Here is a 25,691-nt window from a genome sequence, read left to right as displayed (position 1 = left end):
TGTTGTGGTTATTTATACTGATAGTTGTTTCAACAGATATTTCATGTCGGTTTTCTCGGCAATGGTACGCTGCAGCGAATCGATAGAAACCCTTTCCTGTTCCATTGTGTCCCGGTAACGGATAGTCACCGTGTTGTCCTCGAGGGTCTGATGGTCGATGGTAGCGCAGAAAGGAGTACCGATTGCATCCTGACGGCGATAGCGTTTGCCGATACTGTCTTTCTCGTCGTATTGGCAGGCAAAACTGAACTTCAGGTCATCCATGATTCCACGTGCTTTCTCGGCCAGCCCATCCTTTTTTACCAATGGCAGTATGGCCAGTTTTACCGGTGCAAGGGTCGGGGGAAGTTTCAATAATACGCGGGTCTCGCCATCTTCCAGGGTCTCTTCGTGATAGGATCCTGCCAGCACCGAGAGAAACATCCTATCTACTCCGATGGAGGTCTCCACTACATAAGGTATGTACGATTTACCTTGTTCCGGATCGAAATATTGTATCTTTTTGCCGGAATACTTTTCATGCTGGCTCAGGTCGAAATCGGTACGCGAATGGATTCCTTCCACTTCCTTAAATCCGAATGGCATTTCGAATTCAACATCGGTAGCTGCATTGGCATAATGCGCCAGTTTATCGTGGTCGTGGAACCGATATTTATCAGCACCGAAGCCTAAAGCCTGATGCCATTTCATACGGAATTGTTTCCAGTGCTCAAACCATTTTAATTCCTCTCCGGGGGCGACAAAGAACTGCATCTCCATCTGCTCGAACTCCCGCATGCGGAAGATGAACTGACGGGCTACGATCTCGTTTCTAAATGCTTTCCCGATCTGGGCGATACCGAAGGGGATCTTCATCCGTCCGGTCTTTTGTACGTTCAGAAAGTTTACGAAGATACCTTGCGCAGTTTCGGGACGAAGGTAGACTTTCATTGCTCCGTCTGCCGTTGAACCCATCTCAGTGGAGAACATCAGGTTGAACTGGCGTACTTCCGTCCAGTTGCGGGTACCACTTACCGGACAAACGATCTCACAATCGATGATGATTTGGCGAAGTTCTTCGAGGTTGTTATCATTCAATGCTTTGGCGAACCGGACATGTACTTCATCCCGTTTCTGTAGGTTTTCCAGCACACGGGGATTGGTCTCACGGAACATCGCTTCGTTGAATTGCTCTCCGAATCGCTTGGCTGCTTTCTGTACCTCTTTGTCTATCTTCTCGTCGAATTTGGCGAGATAATCTTCAATCAGCACGTCGGCGCGATAACGTTTTTTACTGTCTTTGTTATCGATCAACGGATCATTGAATGCGTCCACATGTCCCGAAGCTTTCCAGATAGTAGGATGCATAAAGATGGCAGAGTCAATACCCACCACGTTTTCGTGCAGTAGTACCATACTGTCCCACCAGTATTTCTTGATATTGTTCTTGAGTTCAACACCCATTTGCCCGTAATCATATACTGCGCTCAATCCGTCATAGATTTCACTCGACTGGAATACATATCCGTATTCCTTGCAATGCGATACCAGTTTCTTAAAAACGTCCTCCTGTGCCATAAATTTTGTTGCATGCTTTCGATCTGTCTGGTGACAAACCTTGCCTGTGTTATATATCTTTGGTTGTTATCTATTCTTATTTCAACCTGCAAAGTAAACTTTTTTTTTCAACATTCTTGCTATCATTCGTCTTAAAGATAAATAATGATGGGCTCCGAGGTAGATGTTAAAGAGAAAAATAGTACTTTTGTTTGATGATTGGAAATTAGTTTTTCACTGTTTACACGCATCTTCAAAGAATTATTGAGAAATTATGGCAGGAGGTATGAAAACATTGGCAAAGGAGACGCTCTTCTACGGAATGGGGAGTGTACTGCCCAGGCTCCTTAGCTGGTTTTTATCACTCTATTGGGCGTGGGTGCTGCCGAATATTTCCGATATTGGTGTATTGGGCAATTTCTATGCCTGGGTGGCTCTTTTGCAGGTGATACTTACTTATGGCATGGAAACCGGGTTTTTCCGTTATGCCAATAAGGAGAAAGATCCTGAAAGAGTTTTCTCTACCACTTTTATCAGCATTGGTTTCACTACATTACTCTTCTTTGTGGCAACACTCTTATTGTTGGAACCTGCCGCTTTTGCACTGGGTGGTGCAGCCATGAAACCACATTACCTGCTCTTGTTGGTAATCATCCTCTGTTTCGATGTGTTGGGTACTATCCCGTTCGCGAACCTTCGCTTCAAAAAACGGCCTATCCGCTTTGCGGCGATCAAGATCGCCAATGTGGTGTTGACTATAATCTTCAACCTCTTTTTCTTCCTGGCTTGTCCTTGGTTACAAACGCTCTTTCCTGACACTTTTTCCTGGTTTGATATCAGCCATGGCGTAGATTATGTGTTGATTTCTAATCTCGTGGCATCGATTATTCAATTCCTGATGGTATCGCCGGAGTTGAAAATCAGGTTTACATTTGATCGCGCACTATTGGGCCGGATACTGAGATACTCATTTCCTATCCTTATTCTCGGTATAGCGGGTATACTGAATCAGACAGTGGCGCAGATTATCTTCCCATGGGTTTATCCCGATGAGGCTACCGCTTATACAGAATTGGGTATTTTTACACAGAATCTCAAGATTGCAGTCATTATGGTGATGTTTACCCAGGCTTTCCGTTATGCCTTTGAACCTTTTATTTTTGCAAAGAACAAAGGGGCTACAGACGATCGTCAGTCGTTCAGTGATGCAACCAAGTATTTTATTATTTTGGGGTTACTGATCTTTCTGGTGACGACCGGATATATCGATATCATCAAGAAATTGATTCCCGAAGGTTATTATGAGGGATTAAAAATAGTGCCTATCGTCCTTTTGGCAGATCTATTTTTTGGCGTTTATTTCAATCTCTCGTTGTGGTATAAGCTCACCGACCAGACCCGGTGGGGGGCATATATGTCCATCATTGGCTTTGTGATTACCATAACGATCAACATCCTTTTTGTGCGCCGGTACGGTTATATGGCCTGCGCATGGGCACTATTTATAGCCAGTCTGGTCATGATGCTAATGTCTTATTTTCTGGGACAAAAAAACTATCCCATTCCCTATAATCTCAAGTCGACGGGATTATTCTTCCTGTTGTCGATGATCCTGTTTGCCGGCATCATATTCACATATAATAATGTGTCCGGTGTATGGTTGCGATTACTGATCAATACTGTGTTGATCGGGATATACCTCTTTGTAGTGGTGAAAAAGGAACTGCCTCTGCGGGAATTACCGGTGGTTGGGAAGTGGTTCAGGTAGACAGGTGGATAGGTGATCAGGTGGATAGGAAAAAAGAGAGTGGGAGATGAAGATTTTAAAATAATAGATAATTAATAGATAGGTAGTTAAAACTAAGACGTCTGCTTGAAGAATAAAAAAGAGGGTGGACAGGTGAAAAAAGTAATTTATGAAAAAATTAGGTTTGTTATTCGCAATACTTGTTGCGGCGTTGACGGTGAAAGCCGACGAGGGTATGTGGTTGCTCAAAGAGTTGAACCGCGAAAGTATTACACGTATGAAAGAGTTGGGATTCACTTTCCCTGTGGATCAATTATATGATGAGGCTAACCCTTCATTGAAAGATGCGGTGGTGATCTTTGGCGGAGGGTGTACAGGAGTGGCAGTCTCGAAAGAGGGATTGATATTCACTAATCACCATTGCGGATATGGCGCTATCCAAAAACTCAGCGCAGTGGAACATGACTACCTGAAAGACGGATTCGTGGCCAAGACCCGGAAAGATGAACTGGCTGCCGAAGGATTATCTGTATCGTTCCTGAGGTCGATGACCGACGTGACGGATCGCATCTTACCTCATTTACCCTCCGTACTCAGTGAAATGCAGCGAGGAAGGGTTATCGATTCGCTCTCCCGTGCATTGATCGCCGAATATGAGCAGGATCCCTTCACTCTTGCCCGTATAGTTCCCTTTTACTCCCGTAATAAGTATTATGTGGTGTTATATGATCAGTTTCGAGACGTGCGTCTTGTTACTACTCCTCCTTCTTCGGTAGGTAAGTTTGGGGGAGACACCGACAACTGGATGTGGCCACGCCATACCGGTGATTTCTCTGTGTTCCGCGTCTATGCCAATAAGGATAATCGCCCGGCCGATTACAGCAGTGAAAATGTACCCTATCAACCTAAATATGTAGTGCCTGTTTCACTAAAAGGAGTAACCGACGGTGATTATGCAATGACGGTAGGCTATCCGGGTAGTACACAGCGTTATATGTCTTCAGGAGGGATCCGCCAGAGGATGGAGTCGGAGAACAAACCTCGTATCGAAGTGAGAGGGGCCAAACAGGATATCTGGTGGGATGCAATGACCCAAAACGATACGATCCGTATCAAATACGCTAATAAATATGCCGGTAGCTCCAATTACTGGAAGAATTCTATGGGAATGAATGAAGCGATTACCAATCTGGAAGTGCTTCCCGAAAAAGAAAAACTGGAGTCCAGATTGATTAAATGGATCAACAGTACTCCTGCCCGTCAGGCTAAATATGGAAAGACCATTTCGACGTTGGAGGAAGGTTATGGTGAATCCAATGATGTGTCACGTTATATGACCTATTTCCTGGAAACATTCAATAACGGTATTGAGTTGATTCGTTTTGCCAATACCATCCTGAGATTCGATATGAATGGTACGGAAGAAGATAGACAGAATTTTATCAATGAACGTCTTGTCGAAGGTTATAAGAATTATGAACCGGCACTTGACAGGAAAGTACTCCCAGTATTGATGAGACTATATGCTGAAAGTGTTCCGGAAGAATATCATCCTTACATCTACCAAACGGTAAAGGATGAGTTTGGCGGTGATTATGAAGGGTATGCCGACTGGCTCTTTACAAACTCTAAATTCACATCTTTAGAAGGGCTTATGGCGTTGCTTAAGATGGGGGATGGCGATTCAGTGATGCAAGATCCTGCCATGAAGCTCGCTTTGTCGACCAATAATATCGGAAAAAAACTGTCGGAGGAAATGATGCTCTCATATGAAAAGAAGCTTAAGGGAGAACGGGAGTTTATGGCTGCTCTCATGGAAATGGATGCCAAAAAGACTTTCTATCCGGATGCCAACTTCACCCAACGGATGAGTTATGGGACTGTCAGTGGATATCAACCACGCGATGCCGTATGGTATGACTATTATACTACCTCTCAAGGAGTACTGGAAAAGCAGAAGCCCGGTGATCCCGAGTTTAATGTACAGGAGTATATTCTGGATGACATCCGTTCAGGGAATTTCGGCCGATATGCAGACCGGGAGGGAGTGATGAGAGTAAATTTCTTATCGAACAATGATATTACCGGAGGAAATTCGGGTAGTCCTGTACTGAATGGAAATGCCGAATTGATAGGACTGGCGTTCGACGGGAATTGGGAGTCGCTAAGCGGGGATATTTTATTCGAACCGCAAATGCAACGTATGATCAGTGTGGATATCCGTTACGTATTGTATATCATGGATAAGGTGATGGGAGCATCCCATATCGTTGAAGAATTGAAGTTGGTCAGGAAGTAGTGATGGAGGATAGGTGAAAAGGAGAGCCCCTTATTGATCAGTTACCAGTAAGGGGCTTTAATTATCTTACCACTTTTACCAGTTCCGCATCTTTCAATATATACATCAGATGTTCGGGATTATCTCTGTTGATACTGAATATTCCTTTGACTTGTATATACCGGTCGGTACGGATTCTTTTTAAATCCCGGTGTCCCTCCTTTACAAGAATCTCCATCACCGATTCAATTCCTCCCACACCACAAAAAAAACAGGTGTAAGAGGGTGACTCTGAAAGTGCAAAAATAGTACCTTCCATATCTACCGGAACATAAAACCCCTGTATGGTAACAGGTTTATTGTCGAGAAGTTCTATCTGTTTCCCGAAATTGGGCATTGGGAAAAAATCAGAAAGAGCCTCCATATATTTTCTGGACCATGTGACATCTTTCAGCATCTCCCAGGAGATGGTATGAAGTGATGGTGGTTGTTGTGCTTCCACCGGCAGTTTGATTGCCGATAAAAGGAAAAATAGAAAAATCGTTTTCTTCTTCATTCGCTAAGAGTTTTGGATATATCGGTACGCATTGCTTTGATGGCAGGGATCAATGCCGACAGCAATCCGATGATCAGTGAAACAAATAAGAAATAACAATCGTTTAAGTTGAACCATTGTAGCAAATTGTAATGATAGTTATTTTCCGTGTAAGATGAAACCAGTAACATTCCCAATCGGCTTAGGAGCACTCCCGACAAATAACCAATGAATGCTATGGTCATACCTTCCAGTATAACGAGTGAAAAAAGCTTTTTACGGCTACCGCCCATCGACCGGATCAGCGCAAGTTCATACTTGCGCTCTTTTAAAGAATTGAGCAGGGAAATAAAAATACTGAAAGCAGATATAATAATAATGAATCCTGCAATAAGGCGTATGGTCTGAACACCGACTCCCATCAATGAGTACAACCTGTTGATCTCCAATGCTGGTGCTGCCGCTTGCATATTCGTAGAAGTATTAATGAGCCTTGGTAGGGTGATCGCACCCATCGGATTGGCATATTTTACCAGTAACATGGTGATCTCTTTGTCATCTCCGGTATTGAATTCATGATCATGCTCACAATCGTGATTGTGCTCGTGATCATGGTCGTGTGCATGGTCATCTATATTTGCATTTCCGTTTTCGTGATTATCGGTATGTTCTTCATCTTGATGCTCATTATGATGTTCATGGATCCTCCATACACTTCCGATATTCGTCAGTATAAGTTGATCGAGTACAGTTCCTGTTTCCTCAAAAATTCCCGTTACAAGATACCCCTGGTCATCGTGTGCATGTCCCGCATCTTCGATTAATCCGTGCACTCCCGTAAATTTATCGCCGATTTTCAATCCCGTTTTTTCGGATACTTTGAATCCTATAGTAGCTTCAAAATCTTTTTCCCATAACATCCCTTCCTTCAACCGACCTGAATAAAGATCCGAATAGGAATGATCAGTACCCACTATACGGAATCCATGGTAGTTGTCCCCTAAGGCCAAAGGTATTGCCTGTTTGATCAGAGGGTTTTGGGTTAGTTCCTGTGCTTCTTTGTACTGTATATTTCCTGTGGGGTGGTCGATGTGATAGATACCTGCTAAAATAAGTTGTAAAGGGCTCCCTTTTGCTCCCACTACCAGATCGATACCGGCCACGTTATTATTCAATTGTTTTTCTATTTTCTCTGTGGTGAGAAACAGGAAGGAAATAATGGCCACACCAGTGGCAAATAAAAAAATATTCAATATCGAAGACAAAGGCTTTGCCTTGATTTGTTGTATGTTCAACGAAAATATATTCATGATGGTGTGCCTTGAAGAGTTTTATAAAAAAATCCTGTTCGGAAAATAATCCAATAACCGTTTATCGTGGGTGGCTATCACAAGGCCTGCCTGCAGTTCGTCTGCATAGCGTTTCAGCAGCGTCAACGCTTCAGTGCAATTTTTGTCATCGAGGCTTGAGGTGGGTTCATCGGCCAGGATAAGGCTGGGTCTATTGATTACTGCCCGTGCAATGGATAAACGTTGTAATTCTCCCTGGCTCATTTGTGATGGCTTGCTTTTTGCTTTGTGTTGTAGATTTAAGGCTCCAAGCAGTTGGATTATATCTTCATTCTTTGTTATCAGATTATTGAGATATCTTGCTATTTGCAGATTTTCAAAAGCTGTCAACCATTGTATAAAGTGCGGTTTTTGGTAGATAATGCCGATATTCCTACCACGCTGTCGATCGGCGTCTCCGCTCTTGAGACCGACGGTATCGGTTCCCTGAACGATAATTTTTCCTGAGTCGGGTTTTATTAATCCGGCAATCAGATGAAGCAATGTTGTCTTTCCGCAACCTGACGGCCCCATAATGAGACAGTGGTTCCCCGCTTCGCAGTTGATATCGGGAAAGTCAAATGTGATCGATTTGTTATAGGAGAAAATCAATCCTTTTGTAATAAGTACTTTACTGTTCATTTTTATAGAGACGATTCCTGAATCAATAAATAATGTAATCAAAATAACCCTTGTCCGTGCAAAGGTAGAAAAATATTTCGTAAATGCAGTTGTGTTGCATTTAGTGTATAAAAAAAACCCCTCATTGGCATTTGTTTTCCAGTGAGAGGCTAAGCTATTTAACTTGCAGCGGTTTCAGAGTTTCAATGATTCCCTATCGAATTTCTCATATCTGGGAGGAGAGGGAGTATAATCATCGTCATCCCATAGATTGCTGGTGATCATCAGGTCGGCGCTATACCGGTTGCAGGCAATAGGAACATTGTGTACCCGGCATTGTCGGAGCAACATCATGATATCCGCCTCGTGGGGTTGTGGATTGAGATCGTCGATTAGAAAAACAGCAAGGTCTATCTCTTTACGTACCACCATAGCTGCAATTTCGGCATCACCTCCCATTGGTCCTGAATTCATGATGGTGAATCTGGGGTGAACACCACTTTCATTTAATGCATCACGTACCAGTGTTCCTGTGGTGCCGGTGCAAACAAGATGGTGTTCCGACAAAAAATCGGAGTTAAAAACCACCCATTCTACCATATCTGCTTTCCGGTGGTCATGTGCCACCAGGGCTATTGTTAGTTTTCGTTTCATTTTTTTAGTTTTTTAGAGCCAAGAGCCAAGATTTTTAGAACCAAGCATTCGAGAACGTTTTCTCTGCTCAAAAAATGCGTTGAAACATTTTGTTTCTAAAGAGACTGAATACTGTGCTAATTTATTAATCATCATACTATTGATATTATTATTCACATTATTCTTATTGGTTCATTAGCACATTGGCACATTAGTATATTGACACATTAAATTCCTAATTCCTTTCGGATAACGCTAATCTTCCGATTTGCCGCCTGCTCCGCTTCTTCCAACGCCTCTTTTGTTTTTGCCGATCCTCTTACTTCTATATAGAATTTGATTTTCGGTTCTGTACCTGAAGGACGGATTGATAGTTTTGTCCCCTCTTCTGTGAAATATTGCAGCACGTTGGAGGTGGTTGGCATTTCAAGAGAGATATGTTCGTCGTGAATATGATCTATCGCTTCCAATTTGGCGAAATCCTTTACCAAAGTTACGGGAGATCCACCCAGATAAGTCATGGGGTTTGACCGGAAGTTCTTCATCATCGACTCTATCTCATCGGCTCCTTCCTTGCCTTTGCGGACAAGAGAAATACCCACTTCCTTGGAATAACCATATTCCAGATAAATATCCTGCAGGAGTTCATACATAGTTTTTCCATTGTCACGTGCCCAGGCCGCAATTTCTGCAAAAAGGGTGCAAGCCGATACGGAATCTTTGTCACGTACGAAGTCGCCGGCAAGGAAGCCATAGCTCTCTTCACCACCTCCGATATATTTTTTTACTCCTTCATTCTGGCGGATAATCTTGGCAATCCATTTGAATCCGGTATAACAATCGAATAGCTCAATACCTCTTCTGTCTGCAATCTCTTTCACCAATTCGGTAGTGACGATGGTTTTTACCACATATTCCTTACCGGTAAGAAGTTGAAGTTCGTCCCGTCGGGTCATCAGGTAATAAAGACAGATCAGCATCGTCTGGTTGCCGTTTACCAACACGAAATTTCCGTTCTTATCACGGATAGCCGTACCGATACGATCGGCATCGGGGTCGGTGGCCATCACCAGGTCGGCACCGGTCTCGATAGCTTTTTTGATAGCCAGGTCAAGTGCTGCTGATTCTTCGGGGTTGGGAGAGACTACTGTCGGGAAGTCACCACTTAATACATCCTGTTCGGGAACAGTAATGATATTGGTAAAGCCTATGGCTCTCAGGGCATCGGGCACAAGCATGCTTCCTGCACCATGAATGGGCGTATATACAATTTTCAAGTCGTTATGCCGTGCTATGGCTTCCGGAGAGAGTACCAACTTTTTCACCTCTTCGATGAACGCCTTGTCCATATCTTTTCCGATGATCTCGATCAGCTGTTTGTTCCCTTCGAAACGGATATCATCTACAGACTTAATGCGGTTTACTTCCGCTATAATATTCCTATCGTGCGGGGCGAGTACCTGGGCACCGTCATCCCAATACGCCTTGTAACCGTTATATTCTTTGGGGTTGTGGGAAGCAGTGATCATGATTCCACTCTGACATCCTAACCTTCTGATCGCATAAGATACTTCGGGGGTAGGACGTAAGCTTTCAAAGAGATATACCTTGATACCATTGGCACTGAAAATATCAGCCGAAATTTCGGCAAATCGACGGCTATTGTTACGGCAGTCGTGTCCAATTACCACTTTGATCTCATCCAGGTCGGCAAATTCTGTTTTTAGATAGTTTGACAGCCCTTGGGTAGCAGAACCTACTGTATATATATTCATACGATTGCTACCGGCTCCCATGATACCGCGCAGTCCACCCGTACCGAACTCAAGATCCTTATAAAACGCGTCGATCAGTTTTGTTTTGTCGTCGCTGTTGAGCAGTTGCTGTACTTCTTCTTTTGTTTTGGAATCATAATTCCCTTTAATCCAGGACATGGCCTTGTCGGTGACCTGGGCTAATAATATTTCTTCTTCCATGTTAAAACAGTCTTATTATATTGTTTATTCAATTGGATGTACTTTGTATTTTTCTCCAGTCTGATCGACTATCTTTTTGTAATATTCGTTCGAATACCCAGGGCGTAAAGGAGAGGTCGGTTCCCCGTAAGGGTTCCGTTTGAACTGTCCGTTTTCTTCCTTCTTGATCACACCGTCTACATATTTTACCATAAGATACTCACCCAGCTTTTTCCATTCCGCTACGCCCTCTTTTATGAGATTGTTGGTATATTGTGTCAGATAATGAACAGCTTGAGAGGGAGATTGTTCACGAATCCGTGTGGCTTCCTTTTCCACCTCAGGCTGTGAGGCTCTGAACTGTTCTTCGAGTTTCGATTGTACTTTTTTCATATCCTCACTCATATCGCTGTAGCGGGTGTATACCATATTGGAAACCCAGTTATGGATCCAAAATGCAGATGTCCATGAAAAAGTAAGCAGGTCTCCGTTGCCGATGGTCATTTCGTGAGGTGTCTCGGTGTGGCCACAATAGAACGGATAGTAAACTGTTTGTGCTGCGTCGTCAATGCCGAACCAGAGTATGCCACCTATTTCGTTGGGTAACCAGGAACGCATTTGTGCCACGAAGGAGAAAGCTGTTTGCTGAGTGGCGATGGGACGTTCGTTGCAATACTCTGTCGAATCAACCTCGAAAGAGAGCGGACTCCAACGGTAGGGTGAGTTGAAAGGACCTGCACCTACGTCGAAGCGCCAGTCGAGTTCGGTTCCTTCATAATGGTCACGCATCATCTCCTGGATATCCTGTGCGCTCAGTTTCCTGTCTGGTTTTATATAAAGAGGCATGGGATCCGTGGTTTTTCCTTGGGCGTAAGTTACATATTTAGCCATATCTTTATTCACCTTGTTAAAAAACGACCATACGCGGGCTTCACAATAACGAAGTGCACCAAAATCGAGAGGTGCATATGCCTGTGCAAAGCTGAAGTCGGCATCTTTGCCATTGAAATATCCCATCTTACGAGCGAATGAAATCACATCCGAAGAATAGAGGCAATTTTCCGGATCATTCAGAGGGAACTGCTGAATACGTGCCTGATTGGCATGGGCAGAGACACAATCGTCGGGAATACGTATAGCTACCCATACAGCACCCTTATTACCTGGTCCTTTACCAATCATTTCTAGCACCCACACCTCATTCGGGTCGGCTATAGAAAATGATTCGCCTGAACTGTAATAGCCATGCTCCTTTACCAGATTGGTCATCATGCTGATGGCTTCGCGGGCATTTTTGGCACGTTGCAACGTAATATAAATAAGACTTCCATAATCCATAATACCTGTGGAATCGGACAACTCGCTCCGTCCCCCGAAAGTGGTTTCACCAATAGCCAACTGGTGTTCATTCATATTGCCGATCACATTATAAGTTTGCAATACCTGAGGTATTTCGCCAAGGTATTTTCCCGAATCCCATTCATATACTTTGAGTATCTCTCCCGGGCTATACTGTCTGGCAGGCCAATGATACAATTCTCCATATAGGGCATAGGAGTCGGCAGCATAAGAGATCAACGTAGATCCGTCGACAGATGCTTTTTTCCCGACCAGTAAGTTTGTACAGGGAAAGGATGTAAAGGTCACGAATAACAGCGCAATAACGGCAATAATTTTTCTCATATATTATATTTTAGCGTAAAGATACTTTATTTTGTTCAATTTGTCCAAAAGGTGCAATGGATATTTTGTATTTATTTCAATGAAATGGTTCGTACAATTGGAAAAAAGAAGCTATTTTTGTGGTACTTAAAACCGTGTTAGGTTGAAAAATAAAATAAGCATGTCTGTCAATTGAATAAAGGGATGATCAGTCGGGACAACTTGTTCCGATTTATCAGGAAGTAATATTGATTTATGAATAAATATATAAAAAAAATCGGATCAGGAAGGATTCTGGGGCTTACCGTCTATCAGATTGCTATTCTATTTGTACTGATCGCGATGCTCTTTTTTTTCAGTGACAGCAGTGTTGCCCGTAGATTGAAGTATGAATCTCAAATTAAAGATATTGAATCCCAAATTGAATTTTATCGTCATCAAACGGAGATGGATATGGAGAAGCTGAACGAACTTCAGTCCAATAAAGAGGATTTAGAGAAATTTGCAAGAGAGAATTATCTCATGAAAAAAGAAAATGAAGAGATTTTTATCATTAAAGAAAAGAAGTGAAAAGATATTATGTTATAATATTCGAAAAAAAAATAATACATTTGTAAGATCATAATCGGTTTTGGTTGATATTTCTCAAATAATTAGTACGTATGCAATGCATCGAGTAAAAGATGTCTTATTTCGGATTTCCGGTATTTTAATTTTATTATCAGCGGGACTGCATTTGGCCATTCCTACTGTAGCTCCTTGGGTGATGGCTTTTTCCGTGGTGGTTTTCACTGCAATGACCCTTACTAATCCGTATCCGGGAAAGAGTATACGCGGCAAGAGGTTGTTCAATTTTCAACTTTTTTCATGTATATTGATGATTGTGGCAACCTATTTGATGTTCAGGGAGCGTAATGAATGGGTCTTGGCCATGATCGTTAGCGCAATTTTTTTGTTATATGCGTCCGTCATGATCCCCCGTGAACTGGAAAGAGAGAAAAATAGACCATAGACTTTCGGTATATTACATGTAGTATATTATTATGGATAATATAAACAGGAGCATACTTATTCTAGACGACAATCTGACTGTTTGTCTGATGTTGAAGTCGTGGCTGGTGAAAAGAGGTTTTACTGTAGATACAGCAACCAATGTAACTGAGGCAAAGCAGAAGGTGAAACTGCAACTGTTTGATTTGATCCTTAGTGATATCAGAATGCCTGATGCCGACGGTTTCAGTTTCCTCTCATGGGTAAAGAAATATGATTCTGGTATTCTCGTAATTATGATGACCGGATATGCAGACATCGAATCGGCGGTTGAGTCGATGAAATCGGGCGCGGTGGATTATATCTCCAAACCGATTGAGCCAGAACAACTCTTCAAAAAAATCGATGAAGCATTTATCCTTCAGGAGCGGATGTTGAAACAAAGCCGCTTTTCCGATGATTTTATCAAGTTTCCGGGTGAAGAATTCAAACAACTTTACAAGCAACTCGACCTTATAGCAGAAAACAATCAACATCGGTTGATCATTGGGGATAGGGGAACCGGGAAACATTCTGTTGTAAAATATATCTATGAAAAAGGGACTCACTTGTCGAAACCATTGGTGATTTTCGATAATGATAAGTCCACCGATATGTTTCGTGCATCTTCTAACGGAAATGATGATATGTCGCCGCTTATGCAGAAATTTAATGAGGCAAAAGGGGGGATTTTGTATATTCGTGAGATGGCCAATATCAATATTCACCAGCAGGACGAGTTGTTGAATATTCTTACCCGACAAAAAAGAGATGCTGATTTCACTCAAGTGATCATGAGTACCGGTACGGGTAAGGAGGAACTACAAAAACGACTTATCCCCAAACTGTATAATCTGATTGTACAGGATTGTATCATATTGCCTGTTCTGAAAGGGAAAAGAGAGGTCATCGGTTTTCTGGCCGGTCATTTCCTCCAGTTTGCCAATTCCACCCTCGACAAGAAAATAGAAGCCATAACCCCGGCCGTACTGGAGCAATTGGCAGTTTATTCCTGGCCGGAAAATATACAGGAGTTGAAGAACTGTATCATGAAAGCCGCCCTGCTTACTGAAGGAACAACCATAGGGACCTCTATTATCCCTGAGTTATTCGGGAATGAGGTAAAAAATGAAAACCGGTCACAATTATTAAACCCCATACAGGGGCTTCGCAAGGAATATTACGAGAAAGAAAAGATACTGGAAGCGCTTGAATTGGCCAAAGGTAACAAAACCATGGCGGCTTCTATCCTGAACATAGACAGAAAAACACTTTACAACAAGATTAAGCTGTATAATGTCGTCACCAATAATTGAAAAACATTATGTCTTCGTTACCGGAAAATAAAAGTCGAGGTTCATTTAAGATTAAATCCACTGTCATTATAGGGTATCTGCTTGTGGTGGCAGTGATGGCATTGGGACTTATTACCATTTATCACAATCTGGTGGACTATTCAAACAAAAGGATAAGCAGCGAGGATATGTCGGAGTTGCTGATTGTAGGAAATACGCTCTCCATGCTTTATGAGATTGAGAGCGAACAGAACCTTATCAACGCTGAAAATGCCGGTCTATACTTTCATAAGTATGATTCTATAGCTCCCAAGATCAAAGCCAACCTGGATGAACTGAAACAGGTGGCTATCGATTCTTCCCGGGTGGAGAAACTGGATTCCATACAACTTCTGGTGGATAAGAAAAGAGAAAACCTGCAGATAGTGGCTGTATTGCTCGACTCTATACGTCGTGCTCCTAGAATTGTAGTGAAACGGGAGAGTAGTTATATACCCCCGAGATTGAATAAGGAGATATCCGATTATCTGGAGAGTAAAAATCTGAATAAAGTTGATGACAATAAGAATGATACGAGTGTAGTGGTGGGTTCCAGGAGAGGTTTTCTTGATCGTGTACGCGATGTCTTTGTGGCTCGTTCAGATTCGACTGTTGTGATAGAAAAGAAATCGATAGTTTCGGATAGCGACCTTAAACTGATTGTAGATACCATTATCCAGAAAGTGCGTTACTCGGAAAGACTCGATCTGCAACGGCAGAGACAATTTCAATTGGCTTACTTTAAACGTCAGGAGACAATGAATGAGACTAACCGAATGCTTACTTCCCGTATCGATGAATTATTGAAAGGCATTGAACACGAGGAGTTGAAAAAATCGTTACGACTCATAAAAGAAAAAGAGGAGACTTTGGCGAATTCTCAATATACGATGTTTATAGCCTTCTGCGTGGCTTTGCTCATCGCATTTGTTTTTGCATTGCTGTTCCTGGTAGATATCAATAAAAGCCAACGTTACAGAAGGCAGTTGGAAGCATCGAATAAGCGTATTTCAAACTTGCTTGCTTCGCGAGAAAAATTGATGCTCACGATTTCACACGACATAAAAGCGCCTATGAGCTCAATCCTTGGATTCATAGAGTTGATGGATACTCACGGTGATTTAAAAAATGATACCTACCTGAATAATATGAAAAACTCGGGCGAGCATATTCTGGAATTGGCTTCAGCGTTGTTGGACTATCATAAATTAGAGGAGGGTAGCTGGCAGTTGAAAGAATCGAACTTCAACCTAAGCAATCTTATTAATAATACAGCTTCCGGCTTTGAACCGCTGGCTGAAAGGAAAGGATTGAAATACACCGTTGAAAATAAGTTGCCTGAACAATTGACCGTTTATGGCGATCTTTATATGATACGTCAGATCATGAACAATATTATCTCTAATGCGGTAAAATATACCTCTGTGGGCAGTGTTCATGTGAAGACTCGTTTAGAGGGTGACAATTCCCGGAAACGACTCTTATTTTCTGTTACCGATACCGGTGAAGGTATTGATGATGCCGACCAACAAATCATCTTTCAGGAATTCAAGCAACTGGATAACCCTCTCGGGGAAGAAGGCAGCGGTTTGGGACTGGCCATCACAAAAGGGTTTATAGAGGCGTTGAATGGATCTATTCGTCTCAATTCCCGGAAAGGTGAAGGATCTGAATTTATCGTAGGGATTCCTTTGAAAGATACAAAGGAAGAGGTGAAGATACAAAACGCAGATAAATCTGAGATACCACAATATGATCTGGAAGGTATCACTGTGCTGCTTGTCGATGACGATCCCGTTCAATTGTCGATGACCGGGGAAATGCTTGCAAGGAAAAAAATAAAAAGCGTGACCGAGGTTAATCCGGATAGGGTGTTGTCACTTATTCAGTCGACATCGTTCGATATCCTGTTTATGGATATCCAGATGCCCGGTACTGATGGTATGACGCTGGTTGAAAAGGTGCGCCGTTTAGGAAACGAGCATATAGATAAAATACCTGTTATTGGTTTGTCGGCCCGCTCGGATATTTCGAAGGAAAAGATGAGGGAAGCCGGATTTACCGATTTTTTAACCAAACCGTTTTCTTCCGACCGGCTATATAATACCATTTACCAGTATGTAAGGGAAGAAAATCCCACAGTAGATGTATTCGTGCCCGAAGAAAAACAATCTTTTGAAGAGAAGGGACCCGCTGCATTGATAGAGTTTGTGAGTGATGATAAGAAAACTTCTGCTGCCATCCTGCAATCCTTTATCACTGAAACAAGAGAGAGCCGCATTCAACTCGAAAAAACTCTCCGGAAAAAAGAAACGAAGGTCGCACAGGGAATTGTCCATAAAATATTACCCCTATTCCGCTTGATGGGAAGTAAATCTTTGATAGCTCTCATGGAAAAATTGGAAAAAGGGGAGACTTTATCCAGAAGTGAAGAATCTTTTATGCTGGACAAGATCGAAGATCATCTCAGAGGGGCGGAAGTCCTCATAAAAGAGATCGCAGAAGATTGAAATGGAACGAAATCCGGAGATTGAAAGTTATAAGCGTTATCTTCTGTTGGAGAAAGGATTGTCGGCCAATACCATCGAGGCTTACATGACCGACCTGCAGAAATTGATCGATTACATAGGGAACAGTGAAATTACTATAGAGACAATACAGACTGCCCACCTGGAGGAGTTTCTCGCAGAATTGCATGATAAGGATATCTCGCCTCGATCCATTGCCCGTATTATATCAGGCTTGAAATCATTTTTCCGTTTTCTCCTGCTGGAAAAACTACGTAGTGATGATCCTGCCGAATTGTTGGAGGCCCCCAAGATAGGGTTGAAACTCCCGGTCGTTTTGTCGGTGGAGGAGATTGATCTATTGCTGTCAGCCATCGATTTGTCGACGGCCGAAGGAACCCGTAATTATGCTATCATAGAAACACTGTATAGTTGCGGTCTTCGTATTTCCGAGTTGACTAACCTTCGTTTCTCGAATCTTTTTTTCAAGGAAGGGTTTATCCGTGTGGAAGGGAAAGGTAGCAAGCAGCGGCTGGTACCTATTTCTGAAGTAGCCATACAAAGGATTCAGGATTGGCTCTATTATCGTAATCAGATCCCCATTAAAAAAGGAAATGAGGATATCCTCTTTATCAGCTCGCGCGGCAAAGCAATCTCCCGCGTTACAGTTTTCCACTATATCAAACTGTATGCGGAAGAAGTGGGTCTGCAGAAGAAAATCAGCCCGCATGTTTTTCGTCATTCCTTCGCTACACACCTGCTTGAAAGAGGGGCCAATATACGGGTGATACAGGAGATGCTGGGTCATGAAAAGATTACTACTACTGAAATTTATACGCATATCGACCGTCATTTTCTGCGACAGGAAATTATAGAGCATCATCCGAGAAGTTAATATGCCAATGTGCTAATATGCCAATGTGCCAATGTGAATAATTAGAATTGGTAATTTTGAATTTAGCAAATTAACCCAGTCTTGATTCTAAAAGTCTAAAAGTCTAAAAGTCTTGGCTCTTGATTCTCATATCTATAAAAATGATATGAACAGAAATCGAAAATTTATGAGAAAAACAGCCGAAGCACCGGGATAATTTTATATATTTGCTGGAAAATAAATAAACACATGCAACGCTCCTGAGATACAAGTTCACACACAAAGGTATTAACAAGTCTTGTGTCTTGATTCTTGGATCCCGGATCTAATTTTTAATCATATGAAGTTTGTAGTATCAAGCGCCGCATTATTGAGTCATTTGCAGGCCATAAGCAGAGTTATCAATTCCAAGAACACATTGCCGATCCTCGACTGCTTTTTGCTCGATTTGAAAGGCAACACACTGTCACTTACTGCAGCCGATAATGAAACCCGGCTGGAAACGATGGTGGAGGTGAATAGTGCAGAAGGTGAAGGAAGCCTGGCCATCAATGCAAGGAATCTCCTTGATCCGTTACGTGAGCTGCCTGATCAGCCACTTACATTCGATATCAACGACGAGACTTTGGAGATATTCCTCTATTATCACAACGGGAAATATAATTTTGTCGGTTTGAAAGGAGATGAATATCCGGAACCGAAACCGCTCAAAGAATCATTTATGATGTTGACAGTGGAAGCTGATACACTTTTCTCGGGTATCAACCGTACTGTATTTGCTACAGCCGATGATGAACTGCGTCCGGTGATGAACGGTATCTATTTCGATATTACTACAGAAGATCTCACTTTCGTGGCTTCCGACGGACATAAACTGGTACGTGTAACCACTACCGAGACTAGAGGTGAGGGACGTTCATCGTTCATCCTGCCTAAAAAGCCGGCTAACTTGCTCAAATCGCTCCTTCCGAGAGAATCCGGAACCGTAGAAATTAAATTCGATGAAAATAACGCCTATATTACCATGTCGTCTTATAAAATGGTATGTCGCTTTGTAGAAGGTCGTTATCCCAATTACAACTCGGTTATCCCTCAGAATAATCCTAACATATTTGTGCTTGATCGGTTAACGCTACTGAACGCTCTTAAACGTGTAGCAGTATTCTCCAATCCGGCCAGTAATCTGGTGAAATTTCAACTCTCGGAAGATAAGATCGTGGTGACCGCACAGGATATAGACTTCCTTACCACTGCGGAGGAAACGATCCCTTGTACCTATGAAGGGAATGTAATGAACATTGGTTTTAAAGCTTCTTTCCTGATTGATATTCTTGACAATATACCCTCTTCTGATGTACGTATAGAACTCTCCGACCCGTCACGTGCCGGATTGATACTACCCGTAGAGAAAGAAGAAAATGAAGATATGCTGACGCTATTGATGCCGATGATGTTGAATGACTAACGATAACCTGATGAAGTTAAATCTCAAAAATCCCTTGGTATTCTTCGATTTGGAGACGACAGGGATCAATATTACACAGGATCGTATCGTAGAGATATCATTTCTGAAAGTATATCCCAACGGAAAGGAGGAGATCAAATCCCGCCGTATCAATCCTGAAATCCCTATACCTCCACAGGCTACCGCTATTCATGGTATCACCGATGACGACGTGAAAGATTGCCCTACCTTTAAACAGGTGGCCCGATCACTTGCCGATCAACTGGAGGGATGTGATCTTGCCGGTTTTAATTCGAGCCGGTTTGATGTACCGATGCTGGCGGAAGAGTTCCTTCGTGCCGATGTGGATTTTGATATGAGCAAACGTAAATTTATAGACGTACAGATCATCTTCCATAAAAAAGAGCAGCGCACACTGGAGGCTGCTTATGCCTTTTACTGTGATAAAAAGCTGAAGAATGCACACTCTGCAGAGGCAGACACTATAGCCACCTATGAAGTCCTGAAATCACAACTCGATCGCTATTCCGATCTTGAGAATGATATTGATGTCTTATCTAAGGAATATTCAAGTTTTAATAGTAATGTCGACTTTGCCGGAAGGTTTGTCTACGACGAAAAAGGAGTAGAGGTTTTTAATTTCGGTAAGCATAAAGGAAAACCGGTGGCGGAAGTGCTCAGGAACGAACCCAGTTATTACGCCTGGATGATGGATGGCGATTTTCCGCTCAACACAAAACAGGCTCTCACGAAAATAAGACTTCGCGCGATGAACGGTTAAGCAGTTGATATTTAGCTTCGCCGTTATTTAATGGTTATTCACTCACTCCGTTCGTGTTATTCGCACTTCGTGCGTTATTAGTAACCGAATAACAACTGAATAATCACCGAACAACAACTGAATAACCACCGAACAACAATGTCCCGTTTCTTTATCACCTTTTCCTATAACGGCAAAAACTATGTGGGTTGGCAAATTCAACCTAACGGGATGAGTGTGCAACAGACGCTACAGCAAGCGCTCTCCCTCATCCTGAGGCAAGAAGTAATGGTGGTTGGAGCGGGAAGGACTGATGCGGGTGTGCATGCCCGTGAGATGATCGCCCATTTCGACTGGGATAGAGATAACTTTTCTGCGGATGATCTCGTATATAAACTCAATAATTTTTTGCCAAAAGATATTTCCCTTTCTTCCATAAGAGAGGTGCATCCTGATGCGCATGCACGCTTCAGTGCTGTCTCCCGTACCTATAAATATTTTGTGACTACGGTGAAAGAACCGTTTCTTCATGAATATACTTACCGGCTGTTTTTTCAACCCGATATCGATCGGATGAATACATTGTGTGATATATTGAAGGAATACAGTGATTTCACCAGTTTCAGCAGGTTGCATACCGATGTGAAGACCAACAACTGCCGGATTGAATATGCCAGATGGGAGAAAAAAGGTGATATATACGAGTTTACTATTCAAGCCGACCGTTTCCTGCGGAATATGGTGCGGGCGATTGTGGGTACGTTGCTGCAAGCGGGTAGGGGACAACTCGACGAGCAGGGGTTTCGACATATTATTGAAGCTAAAAACCGTAATGTCGCTGGCGACTCTGCTCCGGGACACGCTCTTTTTCTCGAAAAAGTGATCTACCCCGATGACATATGGTTGTAAATATGGATTATTTATTCAACTCACTAAATAAATATTGAAATGAAAAAAACTCTTTTTTTAACGATCTGTATCGTCTGTTCATTCGGCGCATTTGCGCAGTGGACTCCAGCACAAACCGAATGGTATTATCCCGTACCCCCGAAAGTTACTCCGGGTAAAACTCCCGGAGCAGCACCTTCCGATGCCATCATACTATTTGATGGTAGTGATCTCTCCAAATGGGTGAATGACAAAGATCAGAATCCTGAGTGGATTGTCAAGGATGGAGTTTTATCCATCAAGCCCGGGACGGGAGGAATCAAAACCAAAGAGCATTTTGGCGATTGCCAGTTGCATATTGAATTTAGATCTCCTGCACCTGAAAACTACAACGGTCAAAATAGGGGAAATAGCGGTATCTTTCTCATGAGTCAGTATGAACTACAGGTACTCGATGGCGACAATAATGAGACCTACGTAAACGGAATGGTGGGTAGCATATACAAGCAGACGGCACCGTTGGCCAACGCCTATACCAGGAACGGCGAATGGCAGGTATATGATATCTACTGGAAAGCTCCAAAGTTTGGAACAGGAGACGAGCTTGAGTCGCCTGCAATGATAACCGTGGTCTTGAACGGTATCCTTGTACAGAATAATTATATGCTGAAGGGACATACTCCCTATATCGGATTGCCGCAGTATACTCCTCATGGCAGGCTTCCGTTGATGCTTCAGGATCATGGTACAGCTGTTTCTTTCCGCAATATCTGGATAAGAAATTTATAACGATAGATTCGAAAACCGCCGAAAAATATATAAGGCTATTTGAAACCAGCCCCATTTTATCATCAAAACAAATAAAAATAAACTGGAACAATGAAAAGGAGAAAATTTTTAGCAAACTCAGCCGTGCTTGGTACTGCTATTCCTTTGGGAGTGGCTACTCCGGCTGTTCTTAGTTCATGCACGGAAAATACAGAGAAGGGTTCAGGTAAGATATATTCTGCAGAGGAGTTGGGAATGTATTCGTTTGTAGATATTGCACCAGACGGTAAACCATTGAAAGCAGCCCTTATAGGATGCGGAGACAGGGGAACCGGCGCTGCAGTCAATTTCTTACATTCAGGCCCTGATTTGCAAATAATTGCTTTGGCAGATGTGCTTACTGACCGGATGGAAGGTTGTCGGCATGTCCTTTCGGAAAATAATAATACCATAGATGACAGTAATTGTTTTATCGGTTTTGATGCTTACCGGAAAGTGATGGCAATACCGGAAGTCGATCTGGTTTTGTTATGTACACCTACCCATTTCAGACCGGTACAATTCAAGGCTGCCGTTGAAGCTGGAAAGCATGTCTTCATGGAAAAGCCTTGTGCTGTCGATCCATCGGGTATTCGCACAGTTATTGCTGCAGCAAAGGTAGCCTCCGGAAAGGGGTTGACTGTCATTACCGGGAACCAGCGCAGGCATCGTAGGGATTATTGGGAAGCGTATGTACAGGTCCGAAACGGAATTATTGGTGAAATTATATCCACTACTTCTCATTGGAATCAGGGAGCATGGTGGAACAAGCGTCATCGACCCGAATGGAGCGATATGGAGTATTGTCTTCGTAACTGGTTCAATATAAAATGGCTGAGTGGGGATCACATCCTCGATCAGGGTATTCATAATATTGATGTTGTCACCTGGTTTATGGGAGAACAACCCGTTAGGGCTGTCGGTTTTGGAGGATCTGCCCGTCGGTTGACAGGTGATATCTTCGATTTCTTCAGTGTGGATTATTACTATAACAATCATAAGCGGATGCTACACACTGCCCGTCAGATTGACGGTTGCGACGGCAACGTATCGGAGCAGATTTTGGGTACTAAAGGGATTGCTCAATTGAATGATCACGGGCAGATCAAGATCCTGGACTGGGATGGCAATATTTTATGGGAATATGATTACCAGAATAAACCTGTAAAAAATCCGTATGAACAGGAACATATACATCTGGTAGAATCTATCCGGTTAAATAAGAAAATCAATCAGGCGGAGGATTTGGCCTATTCTACCCAGATTGCTATTATGGGGCGTGAAGCTGCCTATACCGGACAGGCTATTACCTGGGATGAAATTATGGCGTCGAATCTTCGATATGGCCCGGAAACTTATGAGATGGGACCGTTACCCGATTATCACGAAAGAGTTGTACCTGTTCCCGGAAAAGATCCGTCAAGTCCCATGTAATTTATTTCGAAAAAATGTGAAATACACTATAACACAAAAACGCAGCGATCTGTGAAGTTCGCTGCGTTTTTGTGTTATCTTTTTCCCTTAGGGAAAAATTCTTGGAGATCAATCATTCATTGAAATCAGGAATTCTTCATTGCTGGAAGTACGTCTCAAACGGTTAAGCAGGAATTCCATCGCTTCTACTGAATTCATATCGGAAAGGAAGTTGCGGAGTACCCACATGCGGCTGAGTGTTTCCTGAGACAGAAGCAGATCATCGCGACGAGTACTCGATGCGATGATATCCACGGAAGGAAATATCCGTTTGTTGGAGAGTTTACGATCGAGTTGCAATTCCATGTTACCAGTACCCTTGAACTCTTCGAAGATCACGTCATCCATCTTGGAGCCGGTTTCGGTAAGTGCTGTCGCGATGATAGTGAGCGAACCGCCATGTTCGATGTTTCGTGCAGCTCCGAAGAAACGTTTCGGTTTGTGCAGTGCGTTGGCATCCACACCTCCTGAGAGTACTTTCCCTGAAGCGGGTTGCACGGTGTTGTAGGCACGTGCCAAGCGAGTAATGGAGTCGAGTAGTATCACCACATCATGTCCGCATTCTACCAGACGGCGGGCTTTGTTCAGCACGATCTCCGCGATCTTCACGTGGCGGTCTGCCGGTTCATCGAAAGTAGAAGCGATCACTTCCGCTTTCACGCTCCGTTCCATATCGGTTACCTCTTCCGGGCGTTCATCGATCAGGAGTATGATCATATATACTTCAGGATGATTGTCGGCGATAGCGTTGGCAATATCCTTCAATAACATCGTTTTCCCTGTTTTGGGTTGAGCTACGATCAATCCGCGCTGTCCTTTTCCGATAGGTGAGAATAGGTCGACTACGCGGGAGGATAGATTATCGTTATGCCCTTTGGTGAGGTTGAACTTTTCGTTAGGGAAAAGCGGCTTCAGGTGATCGAAAGGTACGCGGTCCCGTACATCATCGGGGTTGCGTCCGTTGATATTGTCGACTTTTACCAGCGGGAAGAATTTTTCTCCCTCCTTGGGTGGACGAATTGGACCTTCCACTACATCTCCCGTTTTCAGTCCGAAGAGACGTATCTGCGATTGTGATACGTAAATATCGTCGGGAGACGACATATAGTTATAGTCGGAGGAACGCAGGAATCCATAACCGTCAGGCATAATTTCCAGGACTCCGGAAGCATTCAGGATTCCATCGAAATCATAATCGGGATCTTTTTCCTTTTGTTGCGGAGATTGCACTTGCGGCTGTACCTGTGCCTGTGCTTGTGGCTGCACTTGTACTTGAGGTTGAGACTGTTGCGCCTGTGTTTGGTTCTTGTTCTGTTGTGTAGCCGGTTGTTTGTGTTGCAGGGGTGATGGCGATATAAGATCCATCATCGAGAGTTTACTTCCGGATATCGGGACTTCCTTCACGGGTGAGTCCGTTTTTTCTTCAGGAGCTTCTTCGGCTACTACGGGAGGTAATGTGACGGGAGCGGGAACACTCTTTTCGTCATTACGTCGTTTAGAAGAGCGGAAAACCAACTGAATAGGTTTTGCAGGTGCCTTTTGGTTATTATCCTCTTCAACTTTTTTCTCCGGTGTGTCGATTTTCTTTTCATCTATCTCTGTATCTTTTTCGGAAACCGTTTCAGAAGCAGCCGTTTTTGACTCGGGTATAATATTTTGTACCACAGGAATACTCTCTTCCGTGGCGGCGACTTCTTTCCGCACCAATTTGGGTTTCTCTACAACCTGAACAGGTTGCGATTTGCTTTGGGATATGTTTCGGTTTTCCTTTTTGTCGCTATCCTTCTCTTGGGGTTCCTCTTTCCTGGAAGTTTTATTTCTTTGGTTATTTATTTTATTCTCGGAACCTTTTCTATGCGTGTGCCCCTGTTGGGGTCCACCCTCTGCACTCATTTTTTTTGTTTCGGCAATTGCCTGTTCATCAAGGATTTTGTAAATGAGTTCTTCTTTCTTGTATGCATCTGGGCGTCTTATCCCCATCTCTTTGGCAAGCACCCGTAATTCTGTTGTGAGCTTCTCATTGAGCTCAATAATGTTATAAGCCATGTAAATGTATGAAATTCGTTATGGTTTTTGAATATTTGAATAAATATTGTTGTGAATGACTATATGATCCGTTTGTGAAGAAAAGCATTGATTTCATTCAATTTTAATGAACAAACGGACAGATATAATTGAATTAAATATGAAAGAAATTGTTTATTTAAATAACACAGCAGTTATGGGTAAAATTACTGTTGTAAGATTTAAGGGCAAAGG

At 42.8% G+C, this 25,691-nt stretch carries 20 protein-coding genes; 12 read left to right on the top strand and 8 right to left on the bottom strand.

The features are described from left to right. Nucleotides 1–12: 12 nt before the first annotated feature. Nucleotides 13–1,557 (bottom strand): glycine--tRNA ligase, encoded by a 1,545-nt coding sequence (locus tag VB073_RS07625; RefSeq protein WP_323403562.1) that lies wholly within the window; start codon nucleotides 1,555–1,557, stop codon nucleotides 13–15. Between the two features lie 253 nt (nucleotides 1,558–1,810). Here VB073_RS07625 and VB073_RS07620 point away from each other — a divergent pair, with 253 nt between their 5' ends. Both VB073_RS07620 and VB073_RS07615 read left to right on the top strand, forming a co-directional pair. Next, nucleotides 1,811–3,304 carry an oligosaccharide flippase family protein gene (locus tag VB073_RS07620; protein WP_323403561.1) on the top strand — a complete coding sequence of 498 codons (1,494 nt, stop codon included), beginning with the start codon at nucleotides 1,811–1,813 and terminating at the stop codon, nucleotides 3,302–3,304. A gap of 148 nt (nucleotides 3,305–3,452) precedes the next feature. Then, nucleotides 3,453–5,582, top strand: a complete 2,130-nt coding sequence (locus VB073_RS07615; RefSeq protein ID WP_323403560.1) for a S46 family peptidase — start codon at nucleotides 3,453–3,455, stop codon at nucleotides 5,580–5,582. A 61-nt stretch (nucleotides 5,583–5,643) separates the two neighbouring features. Here the strand turns inward: VB073_RS07615 and VB073_RS07610 are convergent, their stop codons facing one another. The 6 genes from VB073_RS07610 to VB073_RS07585 all read right to left on the bottom strand — a co-directional run bounded on the left by VB073_RS07610 (nucleotide 5,644) and on the right by VB073_RS07585 (nucleotide 12,316). Then, complete coding sequence (locus VB073_RS07610) at nucleotides 5,644–6,117, bottom strand: hypothetical protein (RefSeq protein WP_323403559.1); 474 nt, start codon at nucleotides 6,115–6,117, stop codon at nucleotides 5,644–5,646. Next, on the bottom strand, nucleotides 6,114–7,406 hold the full coding sequence (locus VB073_RS07605) for an ABC transporter permease (protein WP_323403558.1): 1,293 nt from the start codon (nucleotides 7,404–7,406) through the stop codon (nucleotides 6,114–6,116). Before VB073_RS07605 ends, VB073_RS07610 begins: the two co-directional genes overlap by 4 nt. Nucleotides 7,407–7,427: 21 nt before the next feature. Then, a complete protein-coding gene (locus VB073_RS07600; protein WP_323403557.1) occupies nucleotides 7,428–8,066 on the bottom strand; it encodes an ABC transporter ATP-binding protein in 639 nt (212 codons plus the stop codon). Nucleotides 8,067–8,240: 174 nt separating this feature from the next. Continuing rightward, entirely contained in the window at nucleotides 8,241–8,699 is a 459-nt protein-coding gene (locus VB073_RS07595) for a methylglyoxal synthase (RefSeq protein WP_323403556.1), read from the bottom strand. Nucleotides 8,700–8,905: 206 nt separating this feature from the next. Next, nucleotides 8,906–10,654 carry a phospho-sugar mutase gene (locus VB073_RS07590; RefSeq protein ID WP_323403555.1) on the bottom strand — a complete coding sequence of 583 codons (1,749 nt, stop codon included), beginning with the start codon at nucleotides 10,652–10,654 and terminating at the stop codon, nucleotides 8,906–8,908. Nucleotides 10,655–10,678: 24 nt separating this feature from the next. Further along, on the bottom strand, nucleotides 10,679–12,316 hold the full coding sequence (locus VB073_RS07585) for a dipeptidase (protein WP_323403554.1): 1,638 nt from the start codon (nucleotides 12,314–12,316) through the stop codon (nucleotides 10,679–10,681). Between the two features lie 234 nt (nucleotides 12,317–12,550). On the opposite strand from VB073_RS07585, the gene VB073_RS07580 reads away from it, so the two are divergent. The 10 genes from VB073_RS07580 (at nucleotide 12,551) to VB073_RS07535 (ending at nucleotide 23,393) form a co-directional block, all read left to right on the top strand. Further along, on the top strand, nucleotides 12,551–12,865 hold the full coding sequence (locus VB073_RS07580; RefSeq protein WP_323403553.1) for an FtsB family cell division protein: 315 nt from the start codon (nucleotides 12,551–12,553) through the stop codon (nucleotides 12,863–12,865). Nucleotides 12,866–12,962: 97 nt separating this feature from the next. Continuing rightward, nucleotides 12,963–13,307, top strand: coding sequence for a hypothetical protein (locus VB073_RS07575; RefSeq protein WP_323403552.1), 345 nt, complete (start codon nucleotides 12,963–12,965; stop codon nucleotides 13,305–13,307). A gap of 31 nt (nucleotides 13,308–13,338) precedes the next feature. Next, nucleotides 13,339–14,640: a sigma-54-dependent transcriptional regulator gene (locus VB073_RS07570; RefSeq protein ID WP_323403551.1), complete on the top strand. Its 1,302-nt coding sequence runs from the start codon at nucleotides 13,339–13,341 to the stop codon at nucleotides 14,638–14,640. An 8-nt stretch (nucleotides 14,641–14,648) separates the two neighbouring features. Further along, nucleotides 14,649–17,168 (top strand): hybrid sensor histidine kinase/response regulator, encoded by a 2,520-nt coding sequence (locus VB073_RS07565; RefSeq protein ID WP_323403550.1) that lies wholly within the window; start codon nucleotides 14,649–14,651, stop codon nucleotides 17,166–17,168. Nucleotide 17,169: 1 nt separating this feature from the next. After that, on the top strand, nucleotides 17,170–18,060 hold the full coding sequence (xerD, locus tag VB073_RS07560; RefSeq protein WP_323403549.1) for a site-specific tyrosine recombinase XerD: 891 nt from the start codon (nucleotides 17,170–17,172) through the stop codon (nucleotides 18,058–18,060). Between the two features lie 319 nt (nucleotides 18,061–18,379). After that, nucleotides 18,380–19,504 carry a DNA polymerase III subunit beta gene (dnaN, locus tag VB073_RS07555; RefSeq protein WP_323403548.1) on the top strand — a complete coding sequence of 375 codons (1,125 nt, stop codon included), beginning with the start codon at nucleotides 18,380–18,382 and terminating at the stop codon, nucleotides 19,502–19,504. Nucleotides 19,505–19,514: 10 nt separating this feature from the next. Beyond that, a complete protein-coding gene (locus VB073_RS07550; RefSeq protein WP_323403547.1) occupies nucleotides 19,515–20,285 on the top strand; it encodes a 3'-5' exonuclease in 771 nt (256 codons plus the stop codon). A gap of 138 nt (nucleotides 20,286–20,423) precedes the next feature. Next, entirely contained in the window at nucleotides 20,424–21,173 is a 750-nt protein-coding gene (gene truA, locus VB073_RS07545; protein WP_323403546.1) for a tRNA pseudouridine(38-40) synthase TruA, read from the top strand. A 39-nt stretch (nucleotides 21,174–21,212) separates the two neighbouring features. Continuing rightward, nucleotides 21,213–21,941: a DUF1080 domain-containing protein gene (locus VB073_RS07540; RefSeq protein ID WP_323403545.1), complete on the top strand. Its 729-nt coding sequence runs from the start codon at nucleotides 21,213–21,215 to the stop codon at nucleotides 21,939–21,941. 90 nt (nucleotides 21,942–22,031) lie between these two features. Further along, nucleotides 22,032–23,393: a Gfo/Idh/MocA family oxidoreductase gene (locus VB073_RS07535; RefSeq protein WP_323403544.1), complete on the top strand. Its 1,362-nt coding sequence runs from the start codon at nucleotides 22,032–22,034 to the stop codon at nucleotides 23,391–23,393. Between the two features lie 108 nt (nucleotides 23,394–23,501). Here the strand turns inward: VB073_RS07535 and rho are convergent, their stop codons facing one another. Further along, entirely contained in the window at nucleotides 23,502–25,478 is a 1,977-nt protein-coding gene (gene rho, locus VB073_RS07530; protein ID WP_323403543.1) for a transcription termination factor Rho, read from the bottom strand. Between the last annotated feature and the right edge of the window lie 213 nt (nucleotides 25,479–25,691).

This window comes from Proteiniphilum sp. (assembly GCF_034927365.1).
GTDB lineage: Bacteria > Bacteroidota > Bacteroidia > Bacteroidales > Dysgonomonadaceae > Proteiniphilum.
The sequence above is the reverse complement of the archived record's forward strand: the minus strand, read 5'-3'. Positions and strand labels throughout refer to the sequence as shown.